This window comes from Pseudomonas sp. RIT-PI-q, from assembly GCF_001297125.1.
GTDB lineage: Bacteria > Pseudomonadota > Gammaproteobacteria > Pseudomonadales > Pseudomonadaceae > Aquipseudomonas.
This window is the reverse complement of the sequence record NZ_LHPC01000041.1, coordinates 26570-44499: the sequence shown is the minus strand read 5'-3', so window position 1 is coordinate 44499 and position 17930 is coordinate 26570. Positions and strand designations below refer to the sequence as shown.

The window sequence follows — 17930 nt, the reverse complement described above, 5'->3', positions numbered from 1 at the left end:
CCGATTTGCTGGCCCTGACCGTGTTGACCCCGCCGGGCGAATTCGGCGCCGACGTGGCCATCGGCAGCGCGCAGCGTTTTGGCGTGCCGCTGGGTTTTGGTGGCCCGCACGCCGCGTACTTCTCGACGAAAGATGCGTTCAAGCGCGACATGCCGGGCCGTCTGGTCGGCGTCTCCGTCGACCGTTTTGGCAAGCCGGCCCTGCGCCTGGCGATGCAGACTCGCGAGCAACACATCCGTCGTGAGAAAGCCACGTCGAACATCTGCACCGCGCAAGTGCTGTTGGCCAATATCGCCAGCATGTACGCCGTGTACCACGGCCCGAAAGGCCTGACGCAGATCGCCAACCGCGTGCACCACCTGACCGCGATCCTGGCCCAAGGCTTGAGCGCCCTCGGTTTGCAAGTTGAGCAAACCAGCTTCTTCGACACCCTGACGATCAACACCGGCGCTAACACCGCCGCGCTGCACGAGCAGGCGCGCGCGCAGCAGATCAACCTACGCGTAATCGATGGCGAACGTCTGGGCCTGTCCCTCGACGAAACCACGTCGCAAGCTGACGTGGAAACCCTGTGGGCGCTGCTGGCCGACGGTAAAGCGCTGCCGGACTTCGCGGCATTGGCGACAACAGTTCAAAGTACAATCCCGGCCGAACTGGTGCGCCAATCGCCAATCCTCAGCCACCCGGTATTCAACCGTTACCACTCGGAAACCGAGCTGATGCGCTACCTGCGCAAGCTCGCCGACAAGGACCTGGCGCTGGATCGCACCATGATCCCGCTGGGTTCGTGCACCATGAAACTCAACGCCGCCAGCGAAATGATCCCGGTAACCTGGGCCGAATTCGGCGCTCTGCACCCGTTCGCCCCGGCCGAGCAAAGCGCCGGTTACCAGCAGCTGACCGACGAGCTGGAAGCGATGCTCTGCGCCGCCACCGGTTACGACGCGATCAGCCTGCAACCGAACGCCGGTTCCCAGGGTGAATACGCCGGCCTCTTGGCGATTCGTGCCTACCACCAGAGCCGTGGCGAAGACCGCCGCGACATCTGCCTGATCCCGTCCTCGGCCCATGGCACCAACCCGGCCACCGCCAACATGGCCGGCATGCGCGTCGTTGTGACGGCATGCGATGCCCGCGGCAACGTCGACATCGAAGACCTGCGCGCCAAGGCCATCGAGCACCGCGAACACCTCGCCGCGCTGATGATCACTTACCCGTCGACCCACGGCGTGTTCGAAGAAGGCATCCGCGAAATCTGCGGCATCATTCACGACCACGGCGGCCAGGTGTACATCGACGGCGCCAACATGAACGCGATGGTCGGCCTCTGCGCGCCGGGCAAGTTCGGCGGCGACGTGAGCCACCTGAACCTGCACAAAACCTTCTGCATCCCGCACGGCGGTGGCGGCCCGGGCGTTGGCCCGATTGGCGTGAAATCGCACCTGACGCCGTTCCTGCCGGGCCACGCGCAAATGGACCGCAAGGAAGGCGCGGTCTGCGCCGCACCGTTCGGCAGCGCGAGCATTTTGCCGATCACCTGGATGTACATTCGGATGATGGGTGGCGCCGGTCTCAAACGTGCTTCGCAACTGGCGATCCTCAATGCCAACTACATTTCCCGGCGCCTCGAAGAGCACTACCCAGTGCTCTACACCGGCAGCAACGGCCTGGTCGCGCACGAATGCATCCTCGATTTGCGCCCGCTGAAAGACAGCAGCGGCATCAGCGTCGATGACGTCGCCAAGCGCCTGATCGACTTCGGTTTCCACGCCCCGACCATGTCGTTCCCGGTGGCCGGCACGCTGATGATCGAGCCGACCGAAAGCGAATCCAAAGAAGAACTCGACCGCTTCTGCGACGCCATGATCCGCATCCGCGAAGAAATCCGCGCGGTGGAAAACGGCACGCTGGACAAGGACGACAACCCGCTGAAAAACGCCCCGCACACCGCGGCGGAAATCGTCGGCGAGTGGACGCATCCGTACAGCCGTGAGCAAGCGGTTTACCCGGTAGCGTCGCTGATCGAAGGCAAATACTGGCCGCCGGTCGGTCGCGTCGACAACGTGTTCGGCGATCGCAACCTGGTTTGCGCTTGCCCGTCGATCGAAAGCTACGCTTGATCTATAGGGGGCGGGTTTACTCGCCCCCACCAGGACGCCACTCCCTCTGTAGGAGCGAGGCTTGCCCGCGAAGAGGCCTTCAAGGTCGCTAAAAGCTTCGCGGGCAAGCCTCGCTCCTACAAATTCGGGGTGCTCCTCATAACAAGAAAACCGGAGAACAACCATGTCGTTAAGCGTGTTCGACCTGTTCAAGATTGGTATCGGCCCCTCCAGCTCCCACACCGTCGGCCCGATGCGTGCCGCTGCACGTTTCGTCGAAGGTCTGCGCCGTGAAGGGCTGCTGCCTGCAACGACCTGCGTCAAAGTCGAGCTCTACGGCTCGCTCGGCGCCACCGGCAAAGGCCACGGCAGCGACAAGGCTGTGTTGCTGGGCCTGGAAGGCGAACACCCGGACACCGTGAACACCGAAACCGTCGCCGCCCGCCTGCACGAAATTCGCAGCAGCGGTCGTCTGAACCTGCTCGGTGAGCACGCCATCGAATTCAATGAAAAGCTGCACCTGGCGATGATCCGCAAACCGTTGGCCTATCACCCCAACGGCATGATCTTCCGCGCGTTCGACGCCGCTGGCCTGCAAATTCGCAGCCGCGAGTACTACTCGGTCGGCGGCGGCTTTGTCGTCGATGAAGACGCCGCCGGCGCCGACCGCATCGTCGAAGACGCCACGCCCCTGACCTTTGCGTTCAAAAGCGCCAAGGACTTGCTCAGTCACTGCACCACCTGCGGTTTGTCGATCAGCCAGGTGATGTTGACCAACGAAAGCGCCTGGCGCCCGGAAGCGGAAACCCGCGCCGGCCTGCTGAAAATCTGGCAAGTGATGCAGGACTGCGTCGCGGCGGGTTGCCGCAACGAAGGCATCCTGCCCGGTGGCTTGAAGGTCAAACGCCGTGCGGCAGCGCTGCATCGGCAATTGTGCAAGAACCCGGAATCTTCGCTACGCGATCCGCTGTCGGTGCTGGACTGGGTCAACCTCTACGCGTTGGCGGTCAACGAAGAAAACGCCAACGGCGGACGTGTCGTCACTGCGCCCACCAACGGTGCGGCGGGAATCGTCCCGGCGGTTTTGCATTACTACATGCGCTTCATTCCCGGCGCCAATGAAGATGGGGTCGTGCGCTTTCTGCTGACGGCGGCGGCCATCGGCATTCTCTATAAAGAAAACGCCTCGATCTCCGGCGCCGAAGTCGGCTGTCAGGGTGAAGTCGGCGTTGCCTGCTCCATGGCGGCCGGCGCCTTGTGCGAAGTGCTGGGCGGCACCGTACAACAAGTGGAAAACGCCGCGGAAATCGGCATGGAACACAACCTCGGCCTGACCTGCGACCCGATCGGCGGGCTGGTGCAAGTGCCTTGCATCGAGCGTAACGCCATGGGTTCGGTCAAGGCGATCAATGCCGTGCGCATGGCCCTGCGTGGCGACGGTCAGCATTTCGTCTCCCTCGACAAGGTCATCCGCACCATGCGCCAGACCGGCGCCGACATGAAAAGCAAATACAAGGAAACCGCCCGTGGCGGTTTGGCGGTCAACATTATCGAGTGCTGATGCACTCCCCTGCATCTGCATCATTTTCAGGAGCTGAATATGTCCACCGAACAATTGTCGAAAACCCCGCTGCATGCACTGCACATCGAACTCGGCGCCCGCATGGTGCCGTTCGCCGGCTACGACATGCCGGTGCAATACCCGCTGGGCGTGATGAAAGAACACCAGCACCCCCGTGAGCAAGCCGGGCTGTTCGATGTCTCGCACATGGGCCAGATCCGCCTGACCGGTGCCAATGCCGCCAAGGCCCTGGAAACCCTGGTGCCGGTGGACATCATCGACCTGCCAGTCGGCATGCAGCGCTACGCCATGTTCACCAACGAGACCGGTGGCATCCTCGACGACTTGATGGTCGCCAACCTCGGCAACGACGAACTGTTCCTGGTGGTCAACGCCGCGTGCAAGGATCAGGACCTGGCGCACCTGCAACAGCACATTGGCGATCAGTGCACTATCGAGCCGCTGTTCGAAGAACGCGCGCTGCTGGCCCTGCAAGGCCCGGCTGCGGTCACCGTGCTTGCACGCCTGGCGCCTGAAGTGTCGAAGATGACGTTCATGCAATTCGCTCGGGTGAAACTGCTGGGCGTGGATTGCTTTGTCAGCCGTTCGGGTTACACCGGCGAAGACGGTTTCGAAATCTCCGTACCGGCCGCCAATGCCGAAGCCCTGGCTCGCGCACTGCTGGCCGAACCGGAAGTAGCGGCCATCGGCCTTGGCGCTCGCGACTCCCTGCGCCTGGAAGCCGGCCTGTGCCTCTACGGCCACGACATGAACACCGAAACCACCCCGATCGAAGCAAGCCTGCTGTGGGCCATCTCCAAGCCACGTCGTGCCGATGGCGCGCGTGCTGGCGGTTTCCCGGGCGCCGAAACTGTGTTCACTCAGCAACAAGGTGGCGTCAGCCGCAAGCGCGTTGGCCTGCTGCCTCAGGAACGCACACCGGTACGTGAAGGCGCAGAAATCGTCAACGAAGCAGGCGACATCATCGGTAGCGTGTGCAGCGGCGGCTTTGGCCCGACCCTCGGCGGCCCTCTGGCGATGGGTTACCTCGACAGTGCTTATATCGCTTTGGAAACACCGGTCTGGGCCATCGTTCGTGGGAAAAAGGTGCCTTTGCTTGTAAGCAAAATGCCATTTGTTCCACAACGCTACTATCGTGGCTGATTGACTGTTTCTATAAGTAACGCGATTGCGTTAACAGTGCACTAATGTGTAACGCAATCGCCATAAAACAGTGCATCACTTTGGTTCTAAGCTTCGTTTATGAACGTTGCTTATAACGATCGAAAACAATTGAACACGCCCATCGCATAAGCCAGCACTAGTTGCCATACGATACGACCAACGTGAGCAAATCCGGGCCTTTCACAGGGCTTGTTTTTTCTCCCGTAGTTGGCGTAGAGTTTGTTCACTGTGTTTGCATGGGTCGCTTGGAATCGTGACCTGGGCAGTAGCCTACAAGTTAGCTACATCCCGTTCGGCGTCTTCTTACTCTCCTGCAACCAGCCCCAGTACTCTTTCATGAGAAGGAGACTGTCATTAATTTTTGCGTCAAAGGAAATAAGAAATGTCCCAACGTCAGAGCGGTACCGTCAAGTGGTTTAACGACGAGAAAGGTTTTGGTTTTATCACTCCAGAAAGCGGTCCGGATCTGTTCGTGCATTTCCGCGCTATTCAGGGCAACGGCTTCAAGAGCCTGAAAGAAGGCCAGAAAGTGACTTTCGTTGCTGTGCAAGGCCAGAAAGGCATGCAGGCTGACGAAGTACAAGCAGAAGCCTAAATCTTCTGTAACGAAAAAGCCCCTGATGCTGACATCAGGGGCTTTTTTGTGCGCGTAAATACGTAAAATGGCTTCTTTTTCCGTCCAGAGGCCGCCATGTCGAAACACCTGCTCAAACCCCAAGGCGAATTTCCTGCCGCTGGCCTGGGTCGTCGTCTGGCAGCGATGTTCTATGACTTCCTGCTGTGTACCGCCCTGCTGATCGTTACCAGCGGCGTCTACAAGATGATTCAGATGGCGATCATCGGCGAAGACAAAATGCGCACCCTGACCGAGGCCGGCGCGCTGGACGGCGATCCATTGCTGTCGACGGTGCTGCTGTTTGTGCTGTTCGGTTTCTTCGCCAAGTTCTGGACCTGGTCCGGCCAGACCCTGGGCATGCAGGTGTGGTGCATCCGCGTGCAGAACGCCGACGGCTCATCCATCAGCCTGTGGCAGGCGCTGCTGCGCTTTGTGGTGTCGATTGCATCTTTGCTGTGCGTTGGGTTGGGATTCATCTGGTCGCTGTTCGACAAGCAGAAACGCAGCTGGCACGACATGTACTCCAATACCCAGCTGGTACGGATTCCGAAGAAACAAAAGTAGCGCCCACAAAAAAAGATCGCAGCCTTCGGCAGCTCCTACAGGTGCACAAATCCCTGTAGGAGCTGCCGAAGGCTGCGATCTTTTGATTTTGCTCTTAAGCGTTACCGGCCAACTTCATCCGCGCTGCCTGGGTGAAATCCAGCATCCGCTTCAACGGCCGAATCGCCTGCGGAATCAACGCCGGATCAACAAAGATCTCGTTCGCCCCTTCCTTCAAGCTCTTCAGCAGGCGCTCAAGCGTATTCATCGCCATCCACGGGCAGTGTGCGCAACTGCGGCATGCAGCGCCGTTACCGGCCGTTGGCGCCTCGATGAAGACCTTGTCCGGGCACAGCTGCTGCATCTTGTAGAAGATGCCGCGGTCGGTGGCGACGATCAGCGTCTTGTTTGGCAGGCTCTGCGCCGCCGCGATCAACTGACTGGTCGAGCCGACGGCATCGGCCAGTTCAATCACTGAGGTCGGCGATTCCGGGTGCACCAGAATCGCGGCGTCCGGGTACAGCGCTTTCATGTCTTCAAGCTGCTTGGACTTGAACTCTTCGTGAACGATGCAGGCACCGTCCCACAGCAGCATGTCCGCACCGGTCTGGCGCTGGATATAGGTGCCCAGGTGTTTGTCCGGGCCCCAGATAATGGTTTCGCCGTTATCCATCAGGCTTTCGACAATCTCCAGCGCGCAACTGGAAGTCACCACCCAATCCGCCCGGGCTTTGACCGCTGCCGAGGTGTTGGCATACACCACCACCGTGCGCTCCGGGTGCTGATCGCAAAACGCCGAGAATTCATCGACCGGGCAACCCAGATCCAGGGAGCAGGTCGCTTCCAGGGTCGGCATCAGCACGCGCTTTTCAGGGTTGAGGATCTTGGCGGTCTCGCCCATGAACTTCACACCGGCGACCACCACGGTCTTGGCCGGATGGGCGTTGCCGAAGCGGGCCATCTCCAGCGAGTCGGAGACACAACCACCGGTTTCTTCGGCCAGGGCCTGAATCACCGGATCACAATAGAAGTGGGCAACCAGCACCGCGTCCTGAGCCTTGAGCTCGGCAGCAATGGCGGCGCGGTAATAGGCCTCTTCCTCGGCTGTCAGCGGCTTGGGCTGCTTGGCGGCGAGGGGGGCTTGAACCAGAAGGCGTTCGGAAATCTGCGTCATGTTCGCAAGACCTGCAGGCGTGTTCGCGCGAAAGTCGAGTATACACCCGGCTCCGGACCCTTCAGGGCACCGCCGGGAGAGTGAGTATCATCAGGCACGGATAACGTTGGAGCTGCGCAAGGCTACAGAATATCCGGTTGATGCAAAAGATGATTCTGACCTGCGCCATGCGGTGCAGCCCTTGCTCGGGCCAACCTTAAATCGCGGGCAAAAAAAAATCCGGAAATCCTCACTTGCGTGGGCCTTCCAGACTTTTAAAACTGCTACAAAAATGGTGGGTCGTGTGGGATTCGAACCTACGACCAATTGGTTAAAAGCCAACTGCTCTACCAACTGAGCTAACGACCCGCTGTGTGGTGGCGCGTATAATACTGATTTCTAAGGACTATTCAACACCTAATTTGAAATAAATCAAAAATAAGGTGTTGGGTCGCTGATTCCGGCTGCCGCGAAGCCTTCAGCACGCAGGCGGCAGCTGTCGCATTTGCCGCATGCACGGCCGTTATCGTCCGCCTGATAGCAGGAAACGGTCAGGCCGTAATCGACACCAAGCTTCACGCCCGCCTGAACGATCTGCGCCTTGCTGAGGTTTTGCAGCGGTGCCTGGATGCGGAAACCATTGCCCTCGACACCGGCCTTGGTCGCCAGATTGGCCATGCGCTCGAAGGATTCGATAAACTCGGGACGGCAGTCCGGGTAACCGGAGTAATCCACCGCGTTCACCCCGATAAAGATGTCGCGAGCGCCGAGCACTTCAGCCCAGCCCAACGCCAGGGACAAGAAAACGGTGTTGCGTGCCGGCACGTAAGTCACCGGAATACCTTCGCCTGCTTCTTCCGGCACGTCGATGCTGGTGTCGGTCAATGCCGAACCGCCGATACCGTTCAGGTTCAGGCCGATCACCTTGTGTTCAACCACATCCAGGTCGCGAGCGACACGGGCGGCGGCGTGCAATTCGGCGTGAGAGCGCTGGCCGTAATCGAAGCTCATGGTGTAGCAGCTGTAGCCTTCAGCACGAGCCATGGCCACAACTGTTGCAGAGTCCAGACCACCGGACAGCAGGATGACCGCACGTTTTTCTGCAGTGTTCAGTTGTTCTGTCATATCAGCGCCCCGGCTCGTCATTCCAAAGATATTTATGCAGCTGCAATTGCAGACGCACAGGCAGGTTGTCAGCCACCACCCAGTCAGCCAGGTCCCGAGCATTGAGATCATGGTGACTTGGTGAGAACAGGACTTCGCCGGCACGTCGATCAAGACCGTACTGGATCAGTTTGGACACGGCCCAGTCGTAGTCTTCCCGCGAGCAGATGACAAACTTCACCTGGTCGTTGGGCGTGAGCAGTTCGATGTTCTCGTAGCGGTTGCGATGCGCTTCTTTCGAACCTGGGGTTTTCAGGTCGACGACGCGACTGACCCGAGAATCTACAGCCGAGATGTCGAGCGCACCACTGGTTTCCAGTGACACTTCGTAACCGGCATCACACAACCGCTTGAGTAGTGGAATGGCGTTGGGCTGCGCCAACGGCTCGCCGCCGGTGACACAGACATAACGCGGACGAAAACCGGCCACTTGCTCGAGGATGTCGTCGAGTGGGCGAATGGTGCCACCGGTGAACGCGTAGGCGCTGTCGCAATACTGGCAGCGCAATGGGCAACCGGTCAGGCGCACAAAAACAGTGGGCAGCCCGGCAGTCCGCGTTTCACCCTGCAACGAGTAAAAAACTTCGGTAATTCTCAATGTGTCTTGCATAGTCGCCACGGGCATAACAGCTAAACAGGCTGTCCGCCTCCGTCAGGCACTTCAAGGAACCCCGCCACCGCGCAGATCCCAAAAAGCGTGTTTCATAAAAAGGGCGTGAATTCTAACGAAAAAACCCGCGACAAGCGCGGGTTTCTTCGAAACAGGTCAAGCAGCCTTACATTTTCTGCAGATCGCGCTGGGCCAGCTGAGCGGCGGAAGTGCCCGGATACTGGGACACAACCTGCTGCAGAATGCCTTTGACCTTGTCGGTATGACCCAGGCGGCGTTCTACATCAGCGAGCTTGTACAGCGAATCAGGCACTTTAGGGTGCTTGGGGTACAGCTGCGAAACCTTGGCAAATGCCTGACCTGCACCTTGCAGATCGCCTTTGGCCAGGTTCACTTCGCCCAACCAATACTGGGCGTTGCCCGCGTATTGGCTGTTCGGGTACTTGCGCAGGAATGCGGCAAAAGCCTGGCTGGCCTTGTCGAAATCCTTGGCTTTGATCAGGTCGAAGGCTGCATCGTAGTACAGTTTTTCCTTCGCCGGATCAGCTGGCTCGCTACCCGCGGCGGGTGCTTGAGCGGCTGCCGCTCCTGCACCTGCGCCGGCTGCTGCACCGGGGGCGTTCAAATTGCCACCGGTGGAAGAATTTTCAGGAGTCGCGGCTGGTGCAACGCCGGTTCCTATGCGCCGATCAAGATCCTGATATCGCTCCAGGTTCTCTTGCTTCATGCGCGCTACTTCATTTTGCAGAACTTCAATCACACCCTGTTGGCGTGAGATCTGCTCTTGCATGGATTGCAGCTGGTTGAACAGCTCGCCCTGTGCCGAGACAGGGGCCGAAACCCCTCCCCCGGCATAGGCGCCGTTCGTACCGTAACCCGCAGGCGGATAACTGGTCCCGCTATTGTTATAGCCGGAATCGTTATCGACCACAGGAACCGCAGCCCACACCGCAAGCGGTGCGAGACTGAGAGCCAGAACAGTTACAGCACGACGGCACGTTCGCATGACGAATTACTTACGCAGTTCGACGCGACGGTTTTGAGCCCAGGACTGCTCGTCGTTGCCGGTAGCAACTGGACGCTCTTCGCCGTAGGAAACCAGTTCCAGCTGAGCTGGGGAAACACCTTGCAGTACCAGGTAACGCTGAACGGCTTTCGCACGACGCTCGCCCAGTGCCATGTTGTACTCACGAGTACCACGTTCGTCGGTGTTGCCTTCCAGAACAACGCGAGCGCCGTTTGCTTTCAGGTCTTTGGCGTGAACGTCCAGAGCGCGCATGGCTTCTGGCTTCAGGTCCGAACTGTCGTATTCGAAGTAGAAAGTGGTGATTGCGCGCAGTGCAGCTTCTTCGCTCAGGGAGCCGTCAACTGCACCAGTGTTTGCGCCGTAACCAGCGTTTGGATCTACAGCGCCTTCACCGGCATTGTCGCCGCCTTTGGACGAGCAACCTACAGCTACAGCCATGGCCAGAGCCAGCGCAGCAAATTTACCAAACTTCAGCATTTCCATCGTGAAACTCCTAATGAACCCCAGTGTGTTAAGTAAAACGTATAGCGCCGCGTCAGTTCAGGTAAGGGGACCAGGAAGGTTCTCTGACTTCGCCTTGTGCGGTAGGAAGCGGGAGCCTTACGCGTCCATTAATGGACACGAGCATCAAGACTCCCCGGCCCTGCTGGCGGGTGGCGTAGATTACCATGGTGCCGTTGGGCGCGACAGTAGGCGACTCGTCCAGAGTGCTATCAGTGAGGATCTTTACACTACCTCGCTGCAAATCCTGGGCCGCCACCTTGAAATTGGTGAAACCGTCCTGGCGGTGAATCATGACCAGGGTCTTTTCGTCAGCCGACAATTTAGGGTTGGCGTTGTAGTTACCAATGAAGGTCACACGCTCCGCACCGCCACCACCGACGCTGGTTTTGTAGATCTGTGGCTTGCCGCCACGGTCGGAGGTGAAGTAGATAGTCGAACCATCCTTACCCCAGAACGGTTCGGTGTTGATGCCGGGACCGTTGGTGACACGAGAGATCTGACGCGAGCCCAGGTTCATCACATAGATGTCCGGGTTGCCGTCTTTCGACAGTACGAATGCCAGGCGCTGACCATCCGGCGACCATGCTGGCGCGCCATTCAGGCCTTCGAAGTTAGTGATCTGCTCACGGCGACCGGTGTCGATGTTCTGCATGAAAATGCGCGGACGCTTCTGCTCGAACGAAACATAAGCGATGCGCTTGCCATCCGGTGCGAAACGCGGCGACAGGATCGGCTCGCGCGATTGCAGCAGCGTCACAGCGCGGGCACCGTCATAGTCCGAACGTTGCAGCGTGTAGCGCGTGTTCTTCTCGGAGAAACGCTCGGCGGTCACGTACAACAGGCGAGTCGAGAACGCACCTTTGATACCGGTGAGTTTTTCGAACGACTGGTCGGAGATGTAGTGCGCCATGTCACGCAGTTGATCAACGCTGCCCGAGACGCTGCCGGTCAGCACTTGCTGCTCGGTGGCGACGTTGAACAGTGCGTACTGGACCTGCAGGCGACCGCCCGCCGGAACAATGCTGCCGACCATGATGTACTGGGCGCCAACAGCCTTCCAGTCACGGAAAATGATTTCGCTGGCCTGGCTCGGCTGGCTGATCATGTTCTGCTTTGGAATCGGCGCGTAGTAACCCGAGTTGCGCAGGTCGTTACCGATAATTTCGGCCATGTCATCCGGCAGCACGGTGCCGCCCTGGAAACCAAATGGCACAACGGCAATTGGAGTTGCCTGGGAGCTGCCACTGCTGACCAGGATATTTTTTTCATCTGCCGTGGCCAAGCCTGCAAAGCAGAACATGACTACAAGCAGTCCTCGAAGAAGGTTTCTCACAAGGCTAGATCCTCAGGTGTGAATGTCATCTTGAATGAACGATAGGGTGCGAAATCAGCTGGCTTCAGACCCTGCATTTCGGTCAAACGACCAATATTTTTTACTGCCGCTACTGCTGAACTGTCGAACGGCACATCACCACTGGAACGGGCAACCGATACGCCGGAGATCGTTCCGTCAGGCAGCATGTTGATCTGCAGGATCACTTTCATGCCCTTGCGAGCCGACGGTGGCTGCGCCCAACCTTCTGATGCACGCGAGCGAATCAGATCATCGAAGTTACCCGCGACTTCGTCACCCTGCTCATCCGCCAAGGCTTGCTGACGCTGTGGCGTGTCGGAAAGCAAATCTGCCAGGGCCTGAGCCTTTTTGTCTTCGGCGGATTTACGTGCCGCTTCCTGCGATTTTTTCTTCGCAGCATCGGCAGCAGCTTTCTTCTTCGCGTCTTCGGCGACTTTCTTCTTCGCCTCTTCAGCTTCAGATTTCTTCTTGGCGTCTTCCGCGGCTTTCTTCTTCGCGTCTTCTACGATCTTTTTCTTCGCTTCTTCAGCGGCCGCTTTCTTGGCCTCTTCTTCAGCAGCTTTCTTGGCGTCTTCTTCCGCTTTCTTCTTGGCTATATCAGCCAATTGTTTCTCTTCGACCTTTTTGGCTTCGGCGGTCTTCTTCGCTTCATCGGCTTTCTTGGCTTCATCAGCCTTTTTTGCCTCTTCCGCTTTCTTCGTCTCGTCGGCCTTCTTGGATTCTTCGGCTTTTTGAGCCGCGTCTTCCTTCTTTTGTTCCGCGGCTTTGATCGCTTCCTGTTCGATCTTCTTCTGTTCCATCTGTTCGACTTCGGTCTGACGCGCGGCAGATTTCTGCGCTTCGCCCGCAATCTTCTGATTGGTCTGGGTGGTCGCCCGACTTTTCGATTTCAGCTGGTACAAGGTCGCCTGGACAATCGGTTTGGCAGGCGGCAGCTCTGGCGTGAAGGCGAAACTGACAAACAGCATGCCGAACACCAGCACGTGCAAGACAATCGCCAGGACACTAGGCCAGAAATAGCTTTCCGAGGCGGACGGCTCTCGCATTTGCTGCATCAGGGTGCCTCGGTAATCAAGCCAACATTACCGACCCCGGCTTTCTGCAATCCGCCCATGGCGCCCATGACGGAACCGTAGTCGACGGTCTTGTCGCCGCGGATAAACACCTGGGTCCGCTTGCCGCCTTCCGTACCTGCGCGAATGATCTTGGTCACGGCGTCGGTCATCTGCGGCAAGGTCATGGCCTTGTCCTGCTGTTTTTCGGTGTCGACTTCGCTGCCAAGGTTCCAGTAGTAGGTCTTGTCAGCCTTGATCGAAATGGTCAGGACCTGGGTGTTGTTGTCTTGCGGCAAGGCTTCGCTGGAAACCTTGGGCAGATCAACTTTCACGCCCTGATTGAGCATCGGCGCGGTCACCATGAAGATGACCAGCAGTACCAGCATCACGTCGATGTAAGGCACCACGTTCATCTCGGCTACCGGCTTGCGCTTTTTGCGAGCTCGAGCGATTAAAGCCATTGGAAATTACCTGCTTATTCTTCGCTGGTGTGCACTTTGCGGTGCAGGATCGCCTGGAATTCATCGGCGAAGGTGTAGTAACGGCTCAGCAGGGTTTCGCTGCGAGCAGCAAAACGGTTGTAAGCAATAACGGCCGGAATAGCTGCGAACAGACCGATCGCTGTGGCAATCAGTGCCTCGGCAATGCCGGGAGCCACGGTGGCCAGGGTCGCTTGCTGGGCAGTGGCCAGGCCACGGAAGGAGTTCATGATGCCCCAGACCGTACCAAACAGACCGATGTACGGGCTGACGGAGCCGACGGTGGCCAGGAACGGCAGGCTCTGCTCGAGCTTTTCTTCTTCACGGGAAATGGCGACGCGCATGGCACGGGCCACACCTTCCATGACCGCTTCCGGATCAACACCTGGCTGCTGGCGCAGACGGGAGAACTCCTTGAAACCGGCACGGAAGATCTGCTCGACGCCCGAATCCGGATCAGGGTTGCTGCCAGCCTGACGGTAGAGTTTGGACAGGTCGATACCCGACCAGAAGCGCTCTTCAAAGCTCTCCAGGGCACGTCGACCGGCGCGCAGCAGGTTGCTGCGCTGAAAGATCATGATCCATGAGGTCACCGATGCGGCTACCAGGATCAGCATTACCAGTTGCACCACGATACTGGCATTGCTGACCAGGCTCCACATGGAGGAATGGTCGACGACGTTAGCTTCCACGCTTTATCTCCTGCTTTGAGTGTGTACCCGCGCCGCTCACGTCGGCAAAGGCCGCACGTAGAGCTTCGGGAATGGCCCGGGGTTTTAAACTGTCAGTGCGCACACAGGCCACCAAAAACTGCCCTTCGCAGAGCAGCGCATTATCCGTAGCCCGCCTGACCTGCTGTTTGAAACGCAGGCTGACACGGTTCAATTCGATTACTTCAGCGCTTACCAGCAATTCGTCGTCCAGTCGCGCCGGCGCGTGGTAGCGCGCTTCGCTGGAATGCACGACGAATAACAGGTCCTCCCCGGCCAGCTGGGATTGGGCAAAGCCCAGCTCCCGGAGCCGCTCGGTTCGAGCCCGTTCCATAAACTTGAGGTAATTAACGTAATACACGATGCCGCCCGCATCGGTGTCCTCGTAATAAACGCGACAACGAAGTGCGAAAGGCTCAAGCCCGTTTTGCGCGCGCATACTCTAGTGCTTACTCCTCAGGTTGCCAATCCGGCCAGGCAACTGTTTTTCAATGTTCTGCGGCTTTCTCGCGAAAGTACGGTCCTAGGACAGCACAATGCCCGAAAAATCAGCGCGCAAAGGTGAATTAATCGTCCACTGCATCGAGGAACTCGTCTACCACGGGCATTTCGCCCAATCGTGACGGAATGTTTAAACCGAAATGCAGGTAAGCATGCCGCGTGACCACTCGCCCCCGTGGCGTGCGCATGATGTAGCCCTGTTGGATCAGGTACGGCTCCAGCACGTCTTCAATGGTGTGACGCTCTTCGCTGATGGCAGCCGCCAGGCTGTCCACGCCGACCGGACCACCGTCGAACTTCTCGATCATGGTCAACAACAGACGTCGATCCTGGTGATCGAAGCCACGTTCATCGACATCCAATAGATTCAAGGCCAGGTCGGCGATCGGTTTGGTGATGTGTCCCTTGGCGCGAACCTCGGCGAAATCGCGCACCCGGCGCAGCAAGCGGTTGGCAATCCGTGGCGTACCACGGGCACGACGGGCGATTTCGAAAGCGCCTTCCGGGTCCAGCGGCAAGCCGAGGATAGCCGCCGAACGGCTGACAATTGTCGCCAGGTCGGCGGTGTTGTAGAACTCCAGGCGCTGGACGATCCCGAAGCGGTCGCGCAACGGGTTGGTCAGCATGCCGGCCCGCGTCGTCGCCCCCACCAGGGTGAACGGCGGCAGATCGAGCTTGATCGAGCGCGCAGCCGGCCCTTCACCGATCATGATGTCGAGCTGGAAATCCTCCATCGCCGGGTACAGCACTTCCTCGACGATCGGCGAGAGCCGATGGATCTCGTCGATGAATAGCACGTCGTGTGGTTCAAGGTTGGTCAGCAGCGCGGCCAGGTCGCCCGGACGCTCAAGCACAGGGCCCGAGGTGCTTTTGATCGAAACACCCATTTCCTGGGCGATGATGTTCGCCAGGGTGGTTTTACCCAGACCCGGCGGGCCGAAAATCAGCGTGTGGTCCAGGGATTCATTGCGCCCGCGAGCGGCCTGAATGAACAGTTCCATCTGCTCGCGAACGGTCGGCTGGCCAATGTATTCGGCCAGGCTGACGGGACGAATCGCCCGGTCCTGGACTTCCTCTCGGTCGCGAGGGCCCGGCGTGGCGGCAATCAGACGATCAGCTTCAATCACTTAGATCATTCCCTTCAGGGCACGACGAATCATGTCTTCACTGCTCAAACCTTTCTCCTTGATCGCGGAAATCGCCTTGCTGGCTTCCTGAGGCTTGTAGCCCAGGGAAATCAGCGCGCTGACCGCGTCATTTTCGGCCGTCGCCACCGGGGCCGGGGCATCCGGACCACCCGGCTGGTTGGGCACCAGGGCGAACATCGCCGGTACGGTTTCCCAGGCCTTGAAGCGGTCCTTGAGTTCCACCAGCAAACGCTCGGCAGTCTTCTTGCCCACGCCCGGCACCTTGGTCAGCGCCGAGGTGTCCTGGGACTGTACGCAACGGACCAGCTCGTCGACTTCCAGGCTCGACATCAAGGCCAGGGCCAATTTCGGACCTACACCATTGAGACGGATCAACTCGCGGAAAAAGTCTCGCTCACGCTTGCCGAAGAAGCCATAGAGTAACTGCGCGTCTTCGCGTACGACCAAATGGGTGTGCAAGGTCAGCGGTTCACCGACCGACGGCAAGCGATACAGCGTGGTCATGGGTACTTCCAGCTCATACCCCAGACCGTTTACATCCAGAATCAGGTGCGGCGGCTGTTTCTCAGCCAGGGTGCCGCGCAAGCGTCCAATCACGTTTCAGATCCTTGAGCGTTGGCCAGCGCTGCGGCTGGCGACTGAAAGAACAAGGGTTTTGCGCCGACAACCCAGGCGCAAAACCCTCATTCCCTAAAAATGCTTGCTGATGCTATCAGAGACGCAGGCGCCCGCCACGACTGCGTGCCGTACCCAGGCCATGGGGCAACAGGCTGGAACGGGTGTGAGCATGGCAAATGGCGATGGCCAGGGCGTCCGAGGCATCGATTTGCGGCTTGCTGGTCAGTTTCAGCATGTGCATGACCATCATCTGCACCTGTTCTTTATTGGCCGCACCGGTGCCGGTGACCGCCTGCTTGACCTGGGTCGCGGTGTACTCGGCGATTTCCAGGGCTTCTTCCGCGCCGGCGACGATGGCGGCGCCACGGGCCTGGCCGAGTTTCAGCGCGGAGTCGGCGTTGCGCGCCATGAACACCTTTTCGATGCCCATGGTGACCGGGCCGTAGGTCTGGATGACTTCGCGCACGCCGCGATAGACGATTTGCAGGCGCTCATGCAGCTCGCCGGAGCCTGTGCGAATGCAACCCGACGCCACGTAAACGCAGCCGCGTCCGGTATCGCGTACCACGCCGTATCCGGTGATGCGCGAACCGGGGTCGATACCAAGAATTAAAGTCATAACGCCTGCAACGCTGATGCAAATGTCCGAGGGAATTGTAGGCGCTGGCTTGCCAGCGAAGGCGGCCTCATGACTTGTACAAGTTCAAGGGCCTCTTCGCTGGCAAGCCAGCTCCTACAATGAGGGCGTAGCATTCAGGTTAGCTGAGCGGCGACCGACTCCGGAATGTCCGCGTTGGAATAGACGTTCTGCACGTCGTCCAGGTCTTCAAGCATGTCGATCAGCTTGAGCACCTTCTCGGCACCTTCCAGATCCAGTTCGGCACTGGTGGTCGGCAACATCACGATTTCCGCGTCATCACCTTTGAAACCGGCCGCTTCCAGCGCGTTACGCACCGAGTAGAAACCGGCGAACGAAGTGAACACATCGATTGAACCGTCTTCGTGGGTCACCACGTCATCGGCATCGGCTTCCATCGCCGCTTCCATCAACGCGTCTTCATCAACACCCGGCGCGAAGGAAATCTGCCCCTTGCGCTCGAACAGGTAGGCCACCGAACCGTCAGTCCCGAGGTTGCCGCCGCACTTGCTGAACGCGTGGCGAACAGCGGCTGCGGTGCGGTTGCGGTTGTCGGTCATGCACTCGACCATCACCGCTACGCCGCCCGGGCCGTAGCCTTCGTAGGTCAGCTCGACCATGTCGTCGGTATCGGCAGCGCCGGCACCGCGGGCGACCGCGCGATCAATGATGTCGCGGCTCATGTTCGCACCCAGCGCCTTGTCCAGCGCCAGGCGCAGACGCGGGTTGGAGCCTGGATCGGCGCCACCCTGACGGGCAGCAACGGTCAGCTCACGAATCCACTTGGTGAAAATCTTGCCCTTCTTGGCATCCTGACGTTCTTTGCGGTGCTTGATGTTCGCCCACTTCGAATGACCCGCCATATCTCGCTCCGAATTCTCTTTGAAACATTGCCCGCCGCGCTTAATCGCGCAGGCCAGCAAGAAAAAAATCTCGACCTATAAAAAAGGCGCATCCCATAAGGAT

At 58.9% G+C, this 17930-nt stretch carries 19 protein-coding genes and 1 tRNA gene; 5 read left to right on the top strand and 15 right to left on the bottom strand.

Annotation, left to right across the window (positions count from 1 at the left end; all coding sequences use genetic code 11):
* The 5 genes from gcvP to AEQ67_RS22805 form a co-directional block, all read left to right on the top strand.
* A partial coding sequence (gene gcvP, locus AEQ67_RS22825; protein WP_059406079.1) for an aminomethyl-transferring glycine dehydrogenase occupies window positions 1-2120 on the top strand: 2120 nt, incomplete at its 5' end.
* 163 nt (window positions 2121-2283) lie between these two features.
* Complete coding sequence (locus tag AEQ67_RS22820; RefSeq protein WP_059406075.1) at window positions 2284-3660, top strand: L-serine ammonia-lyase; 1377 nt, start codon at window positions 2284-2286, stop codon at window positions 3658-3660.
* 39 nt (window positions 3661-3699) lie between these two features.
* Window positions 3700-4824: a glycine cleavage system aminomethyltransferase GcvT gene (gene gcvT, locus AEQ67_RS22815; protein WP_059406074.1), complete on the top strand. Its 1125-nt coding sequence runs from the start codon at window positions 3700-3702 to the stop codon at window positions 4822-4824.
* 403 nt (window positions 4825-5227) lie between these two features.
* A complete protein-coding gene (locus AEQ67_RS22810) occupies window positions 5228-5440 on the top strand; it encodes a cold-shock protein (protein WP_003175786.1) in 213 nt (70 codons plus the stop codon).
* Window positions 5441-5536: 96 nt separating this feature from the next.
* Window positions 5537-6025, top strand: a complete 489-nt coding sequence (locus AEQ67_RS22805) for an RDD family protein (RefSeq protein ID WP_059406073.1) — start codon at window positions 5537-5539, stop codon at window positions 6023-6025.
* Between the two features lie 94 nt (window positions 6026-6119).
* Here AEQ67_RS22805 and nadA read toward each other — a convergent pair whose 3' ends face one another.
* The 15 genes from nadA to AEQ67_RS22730 all read right to left on the bottom strand — a co-directional run bounded on the left by nadA (window position 6120) and on the right by AEQ67_RS22730 (window position 17827).
* Window positions 6120-7178 (bottom strand): quinolinate synthase NadA, encoded by a 1059-nt coding sequence (nadA, locus tag AEQ67_RS22800; protein WP_059406072.1) that lies wholly within the window; start codon window positions 7176-7178, stop codon window positions 6120-6122.
* A gap of 272 nt (window positions 7179-7450) precedes the next feature.
* Window positions 7451-7526, bottom strand: a tRNA-Lys gene (locus AEQ67_RS22795).
* Window positions 7527-7589: 63 nt separating this feature from the next.
* Entirely contained in the window at window positions 7590-8282 is a 693-nt protein-coding gene (gene queC / locus AEQ67_RS22790; protein WP_059406071.1) for a 7-cyano-7-deazaguanine synthase QueC, read from the bottom strand.
* Between the two features lies 1 nt (window position 8283).
* Window positions 8284-8931: a 7-carboxy-7-deazaguanine synthase QueE gene (gene queE / locus AEQ67_RS22785; protein ID WP_059406078.1), complete on the bottom strand. Its 648-nt coding sequence runs from the start codon at window positions 8929-8931 to the stop codon at window positions 8284-8286.
* Between the two features lie 166 nt (window positions 8932-9097).
* A complete protein-coding gene (gene ybgF / locus AEQ67_RS22780) occupies window positions 9098-9937 on the bottom strand; it encodes a tol-pal system protein YbgF (RefSeq protein WP_059406070.1) in 840 nt (279 codons plus the stop codon).
* A gap of 6 nt (window positions 9938-9943) precedes the next feature.
* Window positions 9944-10441 carry a peptidoglycan-associated lipoprotein Pal gene (gene pal, locus AEQ67_RS22775; RefSeq protein ID WP_003178634.1) on the bottom strand — a complete coding sequence of 166 codons (498 nt, stop codon included), beginning with the start codon at window positions 10439-10441 and terminating at the stop codon, window positions 9944-9946.
* A 52-nt stretch (window positions 10442-10493) separates the two neighbouring features.
* On the bottom strand, window positions 10494-11762 hold the full coding sequence (gene tolB / locus AEQ67_RS22770; RefSeq protein WP_236710397.1) for a Tol-Pal system beta propeller repeat protein TolB: 1269 nt from the start codon (window positions 11760-11762) through the stop codon (window positions 10494-10496).
* A gap of 29 nt (window positions 11763-11791) precedes the next feature.
* Window positions 11792-12871: a cell envelope integrity protein TolA gene (gene tolA, locus AEQ67_RS22765; RefSeq protein ID WP_059406068.1), complete on the bottom strand. Its 1080-nt coding sequence runs from the start codon at window positions 12869-12871 to the stop codon at window positions 11792-11794.
* Window positions 12871-13323 carry a protein TolR gene (gene tolR, locus AEQ67_RS22760; protein ID WP_161807482.1) on the bottom strand — a complete coding sequence of 151 codons (453 nt, stop codon included), beginning with the start codon at window positions 13321-13323 and terminating at the stop codon, window positions 12871-12873. The genes tolA and tolR overlap by 1 nt, the downstream gene beginning before the upstream one ends.
* A gap of 23 nt (window positions 13324-13346) precedes the next feature.
* Window positions 13347-14042 (bottom strand): protein TolQ, encoded by a 696-nt coding sequence (gene tolQ / locus AEQ67_RS22755; RefSeq protein ID WP_046049659.1) that lies wholly within the window; start codon window positions 14040-14042, stop codon window positions 13347-13349.
* Complete coding sequence (ybgC, locus tag AEQ67_RS22750; protein WP_059406067.1) at window positions 14032-14499, bottom strand: tol-pal system-associated acyl-CoA thioesterase; 468 nt, start codon at window positions 14497-14499, stop codon at window positions 14032-14034. Before ybgC ends, tolQ begins: the two co-directional genes overlap by 11 nt.
* A 127-nt stretch (window positions 14500-14626) precedes the next feature.
* Window positions 14627-15688, bottom strand: a complete 1062-nt coding sequence (gene ruvB, locus AEQ67_RS22745; protein WP_059406066.1) for a Holliday junction branch migration DNA helicase RuvB — start codon at window positions 15686-15688, stop codon at window positions 14627-14629.
* Window positions 15689-16306: a Holliday junction branch migration protein RuvA gene (gene ruvA / locus AEQ67_RS22740; protein WP_007897033.1), complete on the bottom strand. Its 618-nt coding sequence runs from the start codon at window positions 16304-16306 to the stop codon at window positions 15689-15691. It abuts the gene before it with no gap.
* 115 nt (window positions 16307-16421) lie between these two features.
* Window positions 16422-16946 carry a crossover junction endodeoxyribonuclease RuvC gene (gene ruvC / locus AEQ67_RS22735; RefSeq protein WP_059406065.1) on the bottom strand — a complete coding sequence of 175 codons (525 nt, stop codon included), beginning with the start codon at window positions 16944-16946 and terminating at the stop codon, window positions 16422-16424.
* 134 nt (window positions 16947-17080) lie between these two features.
* Window positions 17081-17827 (bottom strand): YebC/PmpR family DNA-binding transcriptional regulator, encoded by a 747-nt coding sequence (locus AEQ67_RS22730; protein WP_059406064.1) that lies wholly within the window; start codon window positions 17825-17827, stop codon window positions 17081-17083.
* Window positions 17828-17930: the final 103 nt, after the last annotated feature.

Bases quoted from the DNA above. Each gene is read 5' to 3' on its own strand.
- tolA (WP_059406068.1), bottom strand. From the start codon at position 12,871: ATGCAGCAAATGCGAGAGCCGTCCGCCTCGGAAAGCTATTTCTGGCCT.
- pal (WP_003178634.1), bottom strand. From the start codon at position 10,441: ATGGAAATGCTGAAGTTTGGTAAATTTGCTGCGCTGGCTCTGGCCATG.
- queC (WP_059406071.1), bottom strand. From the start codon at position 8,282: ATGACAGAACAACTGAACACTGCAGAAAAACGTGCGGTCATCCTGCTG.
- queE (WP_059406078.1), bottom strand. From the start codon at position 8,931: ATGCAAGACACATTGAGAATTACCGAAGTTTTTTACTCGTTGCAGGGT.
- AEQ67_RS22810 (WP_003175786.1), top strand. From the start codon at position 5,228: ATGTCCCAACGTCAGAGCGGTACCGTCAAGTGGTTTAACGACGAGAAA.
- ybgF (WP_059406070.1), bottom strand. From the start codon at position 9,937: ATGCGAACGTGCCGTCGTGCTGTAACTGTTCTGGCTCTCAGTCTCGCA.
- ybgC (WP_059406067.1), bottom strand. From the start codon at position 14,499: ATGCGCGCGCAAAACGGGCTTGAGCCTTTCGCACTTCGTTGTCGCGTT.
- ruvC (WP_059406065.1), bottom strand. From the start codon at position 16,946: ATGACTTTAATTCTTGGTATCGACCCCGGTTCGCGCATCACCGGATAC.
- AEQ67_RS22820 (WP_059406075.1), top strand. From the start codon at position 2,284: ATGTCGTTAAGCGTGTTCGACCTGTTCAAGATTGGTATCGGCCCCTCC.
- AEQ67_RS22805 (WP_059406073.1), top strand. From the start codon at position 5,537: ATGTCGAAACACCTGCTCAAACCCCAAGGCGAATTTCCTGCCGCTGGC.
- tolB (WP_236710397.1), bottom strand. From the start codon at position 11,762: ATGTTCTGCTTTGCAGGCTTGGCCACGGCAGATGAAAAAAATATCCTG.
- AEQ67_RS22730 (WP_059406064.1), bottom strand. From the start codon at position 17,827: ATGGCGGGTCATTCGAAGTGGGCGAACATCAAGCACCGCAAAGAACGT.
- nadA (WP_059406072.1), bottom strand. From the start codon at position 7,178: ATGACGCAGATTTCCGAACGCCTTCTGGTTCAAGCCCCCCTCGCCGCC.
- gcvT (WP_059406074.1), top strand. From the start codon at position 3,700: ATGTCCACCGAACAATTGTCGAAAACCCCGCTGCATGCACTGCACATC.